Annotated in this window: 8 protein-coding genes and 1 pseudogene; 7 read left to right on the top strand and 2 right to left on the bottom strand. The window is 35.1% G+C overall.

What is annotated here, in order from left to right:
- Window positions 1-8 precede the first annotated feature (8 nt).
- Window positions 9-860 (bottom strand): mechanosensitive ion channel family protein, encoded by an 852-nt coding sequence (locus tag ACWG0P_RS06395; protein ID WP_455793277.1) that lies wholly within the window; start codon window positions 858-860, stop codon window positions 9-11.
- Between the two features lie 137 nt (window positions 861-997).
- Between ACWG0P_RS06395 and ACWG0P_RS06400 the strand changes: the two genes are divergently transcribed.
- The 5 genes from ACWG0P_RS06400 (at window position 998) to ACWG0P_RS06420 (ending at window position 3,837) form a co-directional block, all read left to right on the top strand.
- Window positions 998-1,459: a hypothetical protein gene (locus tag ACWG0P_RS06400; RefSeq protein ID WP_455801012.1), complete on the top strand. Its 462-nt coding sequence runs from the start codon at window positions 998-1,000 to the stop codon at window positions 1,457-1,459.
- A gap of 69 nt (window positions 1,460-1,528) precedes the next feature.
- Entirely contained in the window at window positions 1,529-2,326 is a 798-nt protein-coding gene (locus ACWG0P_RS06405; protein ID WP_455801013.1) for a hypothetical protein, read from the top strand.
- A 15-nt stretch (window positions 2,327-2,341) separates the two neighbouring features.
- Entirely contained in the window at window positions 2,342-2,857 is a 516-nt protein-coding gene (locus tag ACWG0P_RS06410) for a GNAT family N-acetyltransferase (RefSeq protein ID WP_455801014.1), read from the top strand.
- Window positions 2,858-2,871: 14 nt separating this feature from the next.
- Window positions 2,872-3,675, top strand: a complete 804-nt coding sequence (locus ACWG0P_RS06415; RefSeq protein ID WP_455801015.1) for a hypothetical protein — start codon at window positions 2,872-2,874, stop codon at window positions 3,673-3,675.
- 30 nt (window positions 3,676-3,705) lie between these two features.
- Window positions 3,706-3,837, top strand: a complete 132-nt coding sequence (locus ACWG0P_RS06420) for a hypothetical protein (RefSeq protein WP_455801016.1) — start codon at window positions 3,706-3,708, stop codon at window positions 3,835-3,837.
- Window positions 3,838-3,845: 8 nt separating this feature from the next.
- Here the strand turns inward: ACWG0P_RS06420 and ACWG0P_RS06425 are convergent, their stop codons facing one another.
- On the bottom strand, window positions 3,846-5,339 hold the full coding sequence (locus tag ACWG0P_RS06425) for an IS1182 family transposase (protein WP_455801017.1): 1,494 nt from the start codon (window positions 5,337-5,339) through the stop codon (window positions 3,846-3,848).
- Window positions 5,340-5,609: 270 nt separating this feature from the next.
- On the opposite strand from ACWG0P_RS06425, the gene ACWG0P_RS06430 reads away from it, so the two are divergent.
- Window positions 5,610-12,326: an MSCRAMM family protein gene (locus tag ACWG0P_RS06430; protein ID WP_455801018.1), complete on the top strand. Its 6,717-nt coding sequence runs from the start codon at window positions 5,610-5,612 to the stop codon at window positions 12,324-12,326.
- A 122-nt stretch (window positions 12,327-12,448) separates the two neighbouring features.
- Window positions 12,449-12,667 (top strand): annotated as a pseudogene (locus tag ACWG0P_RS06435) (IS1182 family transposase); the annotation flags it as partial.

The raw sequence follows: 12,667 nt of genomic DNA on the forward strand, positions 1-12,667 counted from the left end.
TTTGCTTGTTATTTCATGACAACGGTTCGATGTGGGTAAGGAAAACTAATGCCTTCTTGATCGAAACGTTTTTTTATGGAGATACGCAAATCCGATAACATGGCAAATCCTTCCGCGTTATTCTTTGAATAAATCGTCGTACGTAACTGTAATCCAGATTCATTAAAGTCAATGACACGTACAATGACAGGAGGGATGCAGTTCGCAATATCCTCTGGAGTTCTTGCGTCTTGATAATTTGGATGTCGCATCACTTCTTCTTGTATGATACACATTGCTTTATCCAAATCACTTTCATAACCGATTTCCAACATAAGAAAGTTACCTTTCGCATTCCCACTGCGACTCACATTTTCCAAGACAGCTTTGTTCATGACACTGTTAGGAATAATGATACGCGTATTCTCATAGGTTTTAATGACGGTATCTCGCAACGATATATCTGCGACATATCCTTCATATTCTCCATTGTTTACTTTTACCAAATCCCCGATACGAAATGGCTTAAATGTAGAAATTAGTAATCCATTGACCATATTACCCAATGCTTCTTGAGCCGCTAAACCAAATACAACAGCTAAAATACCAGCACTCCCCCATATCTTACTGAGTACAGATTCAAAAGGTTTTAATAAGGATAGACAAGCATATATAGCAATCGTATAAAGTACGATTTTTACCAGACGAAGAATAAATTTCTCATTTGCCAATTGTTTTGTCTTAATGATACGAGATAAAATACGTATCAATATATACGTAGAACAAAGAAAGATAAGCATTATGATTATGGTGCCTAATAGACCATAATTAAAGAATGTACCTTTTCCAATATCGTTGATAGTTTTTAATAATGCAAGCATGGTATCACTGCCTTTCTTATGTTGTTTATTATACATGGAAATAAACAAAATATATAGGCTAAATAAGTGGAATTGTGTGATATTGTTGAATATAAATTATTTTTAGATATAATAATTTTAGATAAGAAGGTGCCTATGTGAATGTAAGAAGCAAGATACTGAAAATCAGGAATTTACCAACCAGTGGACATAAGATTGCACAGATCAAAGCGAAGCCATACGGCTTTATTCTTTTATTTTTATGCTTTGGAATTGCGCTTCTATGTACACGCTTCTTTATTGTTGGCATTGTTATATCCGTCATTTTTTGTTACTACCTACTCTTTGTAAAAGATATGTTATTGATCGATTTCTATGATACACACGCTGTCTTTTATTTGAACAATGGAAATGATGAATGTTTCTTATTATTTTGGGAAGATATTTATCATTGGGAAATCACAAGTACACGTAAAGATTTAGATGTACTTAATATTATCTTAAAAAACAACCAAACGTATCAATTGAAATGTTTAGGTAGAAAAAAGATTGAACAATACTTTGCACAATATGCGGATGAGGCATGTCAAAAAACGAGTAATGAGCAGCACGCTTTATGAGAGGTGCTGCTTTCTTCTTGTTGGGTGTTATGTTATAATCAAACATGTTAAAAAAAGGAGATTTTATTTATGGAACTATTACGAGTTGTATTTTTTCATACAAAAGATATATTGAAAGGAAGAGGGTTAAAAATCTTTCTAGCGTTGTTTGGAGTATCTCTTAGCATTATGTTATACATGGAAGGGTTACAACTTGCTATGGATGTAAGTGGATCTACGTATTCTATCGTATCCTTCTTCCTGTCTTTATTAAATATACTGGCAAATTATATCGTAATGTTTTTATTTATTAAGGCAGTACGTAATGAACCCTTTCGCTTCGCGGATATCCGCTTTGGGATATCTAGGATTGGACTCTTTATTGCTATGGGTTTGCTTTTAAGCATATTACAAATACTAGTGAATGTGTTATGTGCATTCTTAGGAAGTATTACATTTTTATATCTGATTCTGTATACCCTTGTATATGCATTCTTTATGGCTTGGAATGCGTTGATTGCATATGGGATTTATGATAGAGGAAAATTTGGACAAGTATTGAGCGTGAGTGTACAAGTGATGAAAGACCATATTGGAGAAGTGTTTATGGCTGCCTTATGTTTGATGATTTGGTATTTGTTAGGACAATCATTTGTACCTAGACTTACCAATATGATATTAAGTGATAGTCTTTATGCAGGTGCGATTTTACCAGGTCTTATTGTAGGGGCTAATATCAGTGTAACTTCTGCGATTTTAATTACACTTGTAAATCTAGTATATTATTCAGGTTTATACGCTTGTTGTTTACCACTTTATACGTATTTAGCAAAACTATACAATGATGATACGACCATTCCACAAGGATCTACTACGAAAGCATCCTAAGGGTTGAGGTTGGATATGAAGGTTACTATCAAACAATTGCACAATGAACAAGAAGAAGCTTATATCTTTTGTTTAAAGGAACTGGTACGAGAACACAATCCCTTTACATTCTTGACACTAAACGATGATCAAGAAGACCATGTAAAAGAGTGGATTCATAAACATAGTGTACACGCTCTTAATAAACATGTTCTTCCTCATATGACGTATTGGGTTTTATTGGATAATCAACCGATTGGTATTGCGACCTTAAAGAAGGAACTTTCACAAGCTTTATATGCAGATAGTGGACACATCGGTATTTGCATTATGCAAAATTTTCGTAAACAAGGATATGCATCCCTTGCATTACAAGCGTTGATACAAGAAGCACATACGCAATACCACATGGAAGATATCTTACTTTGTTGTGAATATAACAATGACGCTAGCAGAAAACTGTGTGAGCGAGTAGGTGGTATCATCAAACATGAAGATAGCTTTGTACATTATTGGATTAGCCAACATATCCAAAGCATTCAAGATTTATAAATGAAGAGGTAACTATGAAAACAATACATGAATTTATCAATTTCACAAATCTAAAAGGAAATCGTATAAAATTAACGCTTATGTTAATCATACCATCCTTGTTATATAGCTTAGCATTGTCTTTTTTTAATACCATAGTGTATATCAGTGCATTCTCTAACTACTATTACTTTGCGTTGTACGTGTTTGTGTTAGGGACTTCCTTTATATACTTGATTCTATTATTTCAATTCATTCATAAGAAAAGGGATATAGAGATACCACATTCTATGAAACCATATGTACTTCCATACTTTTTCTTACAAAGTGTATTCTTTCTAATTATGATAGGAAGTGCATGGGGCTCTATGGCTCTTTTACAATACGCATCCTCTTTAACTTCCGTAATGAGCGTGGTTTGTACACTCTTGGCTATATTCTATATTCCTGTTCAGACCTTTTCCTTTTTTTATCTTTTTGATGGAGAGAAAAATCCATTCGTTATCCTTTGGAAAGCTACAAAGAAAGTATTGAAACATTATCAGTTCTGCTTTTATGCTTTGTTGACATTGGCACTTGTTGCGATGCTATATAATTTGATAATGGATGTCTTCTTTGGGATAGGTAGTAATTTTGTGCCAATGTTACTTGTGCATGATATTATGATTAGTTCTAATCCGTTTGCATTTGCGGGGACGTATGTTGCGTTTGCCTTTGAAAATGTTAATATGTGGGGACCAGTTTTGGTAAGTGTTATCTATGGCGTTCTTATGTGTAGTGTTTTGGTATATTATTATATGGGAATGTTATGTGCATACGATGAGGATATCAAAATCTAACCTATGACATAGTATGGTGTAGGTGATGACATGGAAGTGCGAGGTGCACCTATTTCCTTTATGATTATGGTAGAACAACATTCCATCTGCATTTGTATGGAGTTTATTCATCGTGAAGATGAGAAAGAAATCGATATTTATTTGGAGCCTTTATTTACATAAATAAAGGCTCAGATTGTTGACAAAGTGGTACCCATAGCGAGTACTGCTTTTCTTTTTTTTGTTTTATAGAGAGAAATCATCATTTTTAGCCAATTATGCATCGTATCCGATGAAGTTTTCCAACTCCACCTTGCCATTCTTTTTAGATTATGACATGCAAAAATCATCAGCGCTTGATGCTGATTCTTTTCCAAACCTCGTAATCTTGTATATCTTAGGTTGTGATGTTCCTTACAATCTCCAAATACTCGTTCAATGCTTTCCTTCCTCAATGGGTATAATTTCTTCCACTCTGGTGTATGTCGTATCTCATCCATTACTTCTTCTCGATATTCTTCCCATACATGACGGGTGACTACTTTTTGATGATTCTTTGATTGGGTACACTTCTTCAAGAATGGACAATCCTTACAATCTTCCGGATTTGATTTATATTCTTTGTAGCCTAATTTGTTGGTGATACTGTATTCCAGCAGTTTGATATTTGGGCATATATAGCAGTCGTAGACTTCATCATAAACATATTCATATTTTTTGAAGAACCCCTTTTTTGTCATTGGTCTTTTATAGGGTGCGTACATTTTTTGTTGGTGTTCTAATATCGTCTTACAGATTGCTGGTGTAATGTATCCTGCATCTAAGCAGAGATTTTTAATTTGATCTTTGTATTTTTCATTCAATACATGGTAGGCTGGAAAGAAGGATACGCTATCATGTACATTACCAGGAACGCATAGGCTCAATACTACAAATCCATTCTTATCACAGAATGTTTGATGTGAATATGCAAAACATTTTTCTTTTTCACCTTTATGAAAACAACCACTTTCTTCATCTGTTTTACTTACCTTGATATGCTTGGTTTCGATGTCTCTTTTGAGTTTTCCGCTTGCTTCATCAAAATTAAACTCTTCTTTCTCATTTGCTTTTAATGGTTTTTTTCCATGTGCCTCTCGATCTTTGTTTATTTCATCTAATAGTTCATCTTCATAGACTTTTTTGATGATTTCAACTTCCTTATCAATACTCTTGTTTTTATTCGCATTTGCTTTTTGATGTGTTGAATCTCCAAATACGGTTTCCATATCAACGAATCCATAGCCCATAGCTTGTTTTAATATTTGGTCGAATATCTGTTCAAATACATCACTATCCCCATATCTTCTGATATAATTTTGACTCCATGTTGAATAATTAGGTACTTCCTCATCCATAGAAATGCCTAGAAACCAACGATATGCTAAATTGACTTGTATTTCCCTACACGTCTTCCGCATCGAGTGAACACCAAAAATTATATTAATAAAAACCATTTTAAAAAGCACCACAGGATCAATGCTAGGTCTGCCAAAATCACTGTATAACTCTTTCACTAAGGGATATATGAAATCCCACTCTATACAGGAATCTAGTTTTCTAACATCGTGATCTTGCGGTACTAAATCTTCTATTGTATTTAAAATTATACTATCATGCTTACTACTTCTTCTTGTCATTGCCATATGTATATTCTCCTACTCAACCTATACATATTATACCATTTTTTTCATAACAAAAGGCAGTAAGAGCCACATGTTTTAGGTTGAGTAGTCATCTTACTGCCTTATTTATTTTAACATATTTTAAAAAAGCTGTCGACTTCTTTGTCAACAGCCTGAGCCTTTATTTACATAAATAAAGGCTTTTTCAATAAAGTAACACAATTTTTAAGTGGGCTCATATACTAGAATGTATAAGAAAAAAAATAGGCTTATATAAGAAGGAGGATAAAGATGAGCAAACACTTAAAGGAAGTCTTTGCCAGCAGGTTTCAAATGCATTTACTTGAAACCATTCAGCCTGAGCCATGTAATGTAAAGGGAACGATGGATATCATCGTGGAAGAAGTAAATGATGATGGAAGTCCATGGAAGAATCAGGCAAAGCATTTTGTGAAAATTTGTCATTCACAAAATGAGTGTACACATGCAGAAATCAACATTGATGAACAAAGTGGTATCGGAAAGATGACGCTGAACAATATGGGGGCTATGCAATACCGTATTTCACAGGTGGATGAATGTGGTACCCAAATGATCAACGGGGATATGTATGAGGTTACCTATCGAGTAGACGATGAAGAAATGGAGAGTGATTATGCGACCGTGATGTTTGATGAACAACATTCACACCGCACGCTTCATATCATCAATCGAAGATTATCAAAAGCATATTTACAAATTAGTAAATCTTTGCGTGATCGTAGAGGAAATCCAAAGAAACCATGCGAGGATATGGAATTTTTAATTCGCATTACTAGAAGTGATTGTTATGAGAAATTTGTGAAGTTGAATGTTCATAATGGGTTTTGTGCATCTGTAGAAGATTTATGTGCAGGTGTATATCACATTGAGGAATTTGAATATTGTGATTATAGAGCGTTTTATCGTTTGAATGAACAAGAAGAAACAACGAGTACATTATTTGAATTGATGCCAGGTACAAATATTTTGCATATCTGTAATGAAGAGCGAATGGATACACAGCTGACCATTGAAAAATACGTTCGTAACAATTGTGGAGAATTAAATAAACCAAGTTGTTTTGAAGAGTTTCAAGTGTCTATTATATCCGATGAACATGATGAGTGTATCACACTTTGTGAAGAGAATGATTTCTGTGCCACATTGTATGGTTTAACTCCAGGATTTTATGATATCCAAGAAGTGAATTGTGATGGAAGTTTGTATGAGACTAGTTATATTGTTGGGGGATGTGATGAGAGCGAAGGGGCACAACTGCAACTTTGTGAAGGAAATTATGAAGAAGTATGGATTATTAATAGCAATATAGAACGTAATACTTGTTGTGATATGCAACCATCTGCTTTGCGCATTTGCAAGTTTATACGAGGATGTGATGGTAGAGTTTGTAGACCACAAGAAGATGCACAGTTTAAAGTTATGGTAAGAGGATGTGGCATGAATGAAGCCTTTTATCTAAATGCCAACAACAATTTCTGTATCGATCTAGCAAGTCTTTGTGTGGGGGAATATGAAGTATGTGAGATCAGTTGTGGGGAATACAATACGAGTTATAGTATCAATGGGGGAAGAGAGAAAACCAGTGCTTGTCTAAGATATGATGGAAGTGAAAACTTCTGTGTTTCCATTATCAATGAAGAACGTAATCGTGGTAGCATTTGTGTAAGTAAATATATTCGTAATGAATATGGCGATATGATGAAACCAGAAAAGGGACAATGCTTTCAAGTAAGTTTAAGTTCTTATTTCTGTAAACGTTGTTTTGAATTGAATGAGGATAATGACTTCTCAATGTGTTTCCATGACTTGCGTTTTGGAAGTTATGAAATACGAGAAGAGGAAACTTGCGAATATGAAACAAGTTATCAGGTAGATTGTGAACGAGAACGACGTCATGCCAGAGTTATGGTAGATGATTGTTGCGACCATGAAGTAAAGATTATCAATAGTATAACGCGTAATAACAGTGGCATTTTAAAGATTAGTAAATTTATAGAAACAGCAAGTAAAGAATTAGTGAAACCTGCACGAGATGAAGAATTCGAAGTAGAAGTAGAGGGGCCATGTTTCTCTCAATGCTATGTCTTACGGGCTTCCAATAACTGGTGTATACAATTGGAAGGATTACAAGAAGGTGAATACCAAATCAGTGAATGTGGAAGTGCATGTTATGAAACTACGTATTTGGTAAACCGCGAAATCTGTAAAGAAGCATTTGTTTATATGGGGGACTGTAACCAAGATGTATGCATTATCAACCGTGCAATGCATAGTGGAAGTTTGACACTATCTGCCTGTGTTCGCAGATGTGATGGATGTATGGAAAAACCATCAAATGGTGCCTTCTTTGAAATCTTAGTAGAAGGAAGTGATGATTGTTTCAAAGTATGTTTGGATGCGTCAAATCAATGGTGTGCTGTTTTGGATGAGTTGTGCGAAGGTAAATATCGCATCATTCAAAAGGATAATATGGGATATAAAGTAAGCTATATCGTACACGGACGAGAAGAAAGCTTTGGAAAGATCAAACTTGGTTCACAAGATGAAGAAGTTATGATTATCAATGAAGAGACAGCTTGTATGGGAAGTGTCATTGTTACAAAGTATATCATGGATGAACATGGTGATTTATGTACGCCTTGTCCACAAGATGAATTCCACTTTGAATTATCAGGAAGATGTTTCTGTCGTACGTATACGTTAAGAAATAGGAACGATTTCTGTATCTATTTTGATGATTTAGATGAGGGAGAATATGAAATACGGGAATTAGATGAAGGCTATGATGTGCAATATCGTATTAACAATTCTTGTGTAGAACATGCATGTTTTGTACTTGGAAGAGATGATCTTCATGTAGATATTATAAATTCCATAAGTAGAGAAGGTATGGTACACATTGAAAAAAGAATTCGTAAAGGAAGCGCACTTGTAAAACCTTCACCTGAGGATTGTTTCCAAATTTTATTAAAAGGGAAGAATATACACGAAGTTTATGAATTGAACTGTGATAATGATTTCCGTATTACCTTATGTGATTTATGTAAACAGCATTATGAAATCAAAGAACTTAATAGTGCTTGTAAAACATGCTATAACGTTGATGGAAATCTACAAAGCGATGGGTATTTCCTCTTTGATGGAGAACCAATTGATGTTACCATCATCAATGAAGAAATGCTGTTTGGATGTATAGAACTCAATAAAGTGATAGCAAGTGAAGATGGTAGACTAATCAAGCCGAATCGCTATGAATGTTTTGAAGTATTGGTAGAGAGTGATTGTTTCAAACAGAAGGTGGTCTTGAGTAAAGATAACGACTTCTGTGCAAAACTCTATGATTTACCACAAGGACATTATGAAGTAAAAGAATTGAACAACGATGGATATGTAAGTTATTTAATCAATGATTTACCATATGAATCTGCCTGTGTGGATGTATGTGAAGATGATGTATGCATTACCATTATCAACCATCCATGTGCACTTGGAAGCTTGCATTTCCAAGGTATGGTAGAAGAGCAAGGATGTTTAAAAGAACCACGTTGTGAAGATGAGTTTGTAATACAAGTAAGTGGTAAGAAGTGTTGTGAAGAACTAATCTTTAACAATAAAAATGAATTCCAACAAGAGTTATGTAATTTGATACCAGATTCTTATATGTTGAAGGCAATCGGAAATGAAAATGTTCGCTTTGAAATGGAAGGGCAATGTTTTGATGATGAAGTTTGTATAGATCTTCGTGGGGAAGATGTTTGCGTCAATGTGATTGTACAAAAGAATTATGGGGTAGATATTACCATTCATAAATGTATGATGGATTGCCATGGAAACTTATTAGCACCAGAACATGATGCATGTTTTGAAGTACAATTGATACATGCAGAGAGTGTGAAGAACTATACTTTGAATTCTTATAATAACTTCACACAAATCGTAGAGAATTGTTTCCCTGGGAAATATGAAATCAAGGAATGTGGATGTGATACGATTACCCTTGTAGTAAACGACCAGTGTGCTCAAAATCATGGATCATTTGAAGTAGGAACACATGATGTACAAGTAACACTTATCAATACAATGAAATCCAGTGCTTATTTGCATATTGAAACGAGAATACAAGATGGTCATGGTAGATTGATTAAACCACATCAAGATATGTGCTTTGAAATGGAAGTTAAAGGGGAACATTTCCATGAGAAGTTTATGATGAGTTGTCAAAACTCATGGCATGAAAAAGTATGGTTAGAAGAAGGTATGTATGAAGTTACACAGAAGGCAGATTGTGAGTTTGATGATGTGTACTATCTTGTCAATGATCAAAAGATGAGAGAAGCTACACTTACCATTTGTGATGAAGATCAATACGTTACTGCCATCAATGAAGAATGCAGTGCAAGGGGAAGCATTGAAATTTGTAAATTGATACGAGATGAAGAGGGATGTTATTGTTATCCTGCACAAGATGAATCCTATTGGATAACAATACAAGGTGCCTGTGATACAACGCGTATTCTCTTGAATGCTGACAATCATTTCTACGCAAGCATTCGTTCACTAAAAGATGGATACTATGAAGTCATGGAAGAACAAGGCAGTGATCAAGTAGAGTATATTGTAAACAATGCCACACCTTCCTCTTCTGGAAGAGTTCATGTTGCGGGAAATGCAAATACAATCAATATCATCAATCCTATGAATCCTATGCCAAAGAATGGTAGCATTGACTTAATTAAATATATGGAAACATCTGATGGAATCTTTGTGAAACCACAAAGTGGAATGTATCGCATCCATGTATCCAAACCAGGTTATAATGAAATGTTCTATTTAAGCAAAGAGAATAGTTATCGTATGCGCATTGATGGTTTAGAAGATGGTCTTTATGTAGTAAATGAAGTGGATGTAGAAGGGGTTACGTATATTGTGAATGGAGGAAGTCAAGTTGATCGTGCCAGTGTACAAGTACGTAACAATGCCAATAAAGTAGAAGTTATAAATCCAGAGACGGTTTCAAAAACAGGAAGCATTACGTTAGCAAAATATATTCGCGAGAATAACCAATTGCGTCGTCCTACAGGAACTGCATCCTATGTCTTCCTTGTATCACGTCCTGGTTTTAATCAGCTCTATACCTTAGATGCTAGTAACCAGTGGATGCAAACCATCGAAGATCTTGAAGATGGTGACTATGTCATCAACGAAACAACCAACGAAGATAAAGTGACTTATATTGTCAACGGTGGTAGTGAAGTGGATCGTGCGGTTGTATCTGTAAGTGGAAATAGCAATACACTACAAATTATCAATACGCAAAAGCCATCAGGAAAAGGCAGTATTCACATCGAAAAATATGTACGAGTTGGTATGAAACTACGCCGTCCTACAGGGGATTATGAAGCAGAAATATTTATTAGTAAACCAGGGTATAATGAAAACTTCCTGTTAAATGAAAGCAATGGATGGATGGTAGATGTAAAGGATTTAGAAAGTGGACTGTATGTAATTGATGAAGTAGGAAACAATGATGTGGTTACCTATATCATCAATGGGGGAAGTGAAGTAAGCAATGGTGTGGTAAGTGTTGATAATGATGAAAATATGGTGATGATGATCAACACGATGAATGAAGAATCCTCTTCCATTAAACTGAATAAATATGTACGTGATGGAAGTGGGGTATTACATTCACCTAGTGCAAATGAACAATTTCAAGTAGAAGTGAGTGGACCGGATGGTTATCGAAGTGTGGTAGTCTTGAATGCTTCCAATGGATGGAGTTCTACATTGAAGAACCTAAGCAATGGGTATTACACCGTAAAAGAAATGAGCAATCTAGGATACTCTGTAAGCTATATTGTAGATAACGGGTTAGAAACAAACAATGCAAGTATCTATCTACAAGATAATGCACACACGGTGAATATTATCAATTCTTCTGGGGAAATGATGGGAAGGCTTGAAATTACAAAATTGATTAAGAATGCGGATGGTACACTCATTATGCCTGCAGATGGGGATATCTACTTTGTGGAAGTATCCAATGAATCCACCATAAGAAAAATACAACTTGATTCAGGAAACATGTTTACAAGTGTATTACAAGATCTTCCTGAAGGACAATATCGCGTGTTAGAAATTGCGAATTTAGAATATTTAACCACATATCGCGTCAATGGAGGGCCAGAGGCAACCAGTGCTACCGTTATGATGGCAAGTGGAATTAACAACCAAGTAGAAGTCATCAATGAATTGCGTGGAAATCGTAATACCATTGAAGTCTTTAAATATATGTTAGATAACGATGGGAATTATTTACCACCAGTTGCGCCTGACACGTATCAATTTTCCATTACTGGTATTAACAATGAGGTAAATGAAACCTATGATTTGAATGTGGATAACAGTTGGCATCAAAGTCTTCGAACCCTGCCAAGTGGAACGTATCAAGTAAAAGAGTTAGGTACTTCACCATTTCCAGTAAAATATTTAATCAATAGTGCGGACTTAAAAGAAGAGGCAATCTTCAATGCGGCACCTGGTTCTACAACGGTTATCGGTATCATCAATTTAACATCCGATAATACTGGACAGGGAACGATGGTTATTACAAAGCGCATCCGTGATATCAATGGAGCGTTGAATGTGCCAATGGATGGAGAAATCTTCACGGTTACGGTAAATGGACAAAATACAACGCAAATTGTGACCTTAGAACCAGAGAATAATTATACGTTTACGCTTTCTGATATCGCATTCGGTGTGTATACGGTAGAAGAAGTAGGAGCGGATTATAATGTCACGTATAGAGTAAATGAAGGACAAGTTACTTCAACAGGTGTTGTGAATGTGGATAGTAGTGCAATGAATGTGGTACTCGTTATCAATTCGCGATTGGATGATGTAAGTGTTACGAGCAATGTGATGAAGCGACAAGATAGTGTTGTGCGTGTTGTCATAGAGTAAAAGAGGTTGGGGAAAATGATGGGGAAGAAAAAGAGGCTGTAACGAATAAAAAACTGCCTTAACATAAAAAAATACGTCAAACTCATAAGAGCACGACGTATTTTTTTTGGTATAATTTAACTATGGAAAACATCGAAATGTTAGAGTTAAATTATCCGTATCTCAACAATATGGATTATACTACACAACAGATGATTTTACCACTGGATTTAGGAAAGAAGTTAAATTCTTCTGATCCAGTGTTCAGTTTTCTTAAAGTGATGGAAGGAGTTAATTGGAATAAATACCTATCACACCCTACTCATAAAGGTCGTGAAGAATACAATCCCTTTAAGATGATC

Source organism: Amedibacillus sp. YH-ame6, assembly GCF_053848845.1.

What these genes read in the sequence shown, in the direction of transcription:
- ACWG0P_RS06410 (WP_455801014.1), top strand. Translation starts at nt 2,342, where the DNA reads ATGAAGGTTACTATCAAACAATTGCACAATGAACAAGAAGAAGCTTAT.
- ACWG0P_RS06415 (WP_455801015.1), top strand. Translation starts at nt 2,872, where the DNA reads ATGAAAACAATACATGAATTTATCAATTTCACAAATCTAAAAGGAAAT.
- ACWG0P_RS06430 (WP_455801018.1), top strand. Translation starts at nt 5,610, where the DNA reads ATGAGCAAACACTTAAAGGAAGTCTTTGCCAGCAGGTTTCAAATGCAT.
- ACWG0P_RS06395 (WP_455793277.1), bottom strand. Translation starts at nt 860, where the DNA reads ATGCTTGCATTATTAAAAACTATCAACGATATTGGAAAAGGTACATTC.
- ACWG0P_RS06420 (WP_455801016.1), top strand. Translation starts at nt 3,706, where the DNA reads ATGGAAGTGCGAGGTGCACCTATTTCCTTTATGATTATGGTAGAACAA.
- ACWG0P_RS06425 (WP_455801017.1), bottom strand. Translation starts at nt 5,339, where the DNA reads ATGGCAATGACAAGAAGAAGTAGTAAGCATGATAGTATAATTTTAAAT.
- ACWG0P_RS06405 (WP_455801013.1), top strand. Translation starts at nt 1,529, where the DNA reads ATGGAACTATTACGAGTTGTATTTTTTCATACAAAAGATATATTGAAA.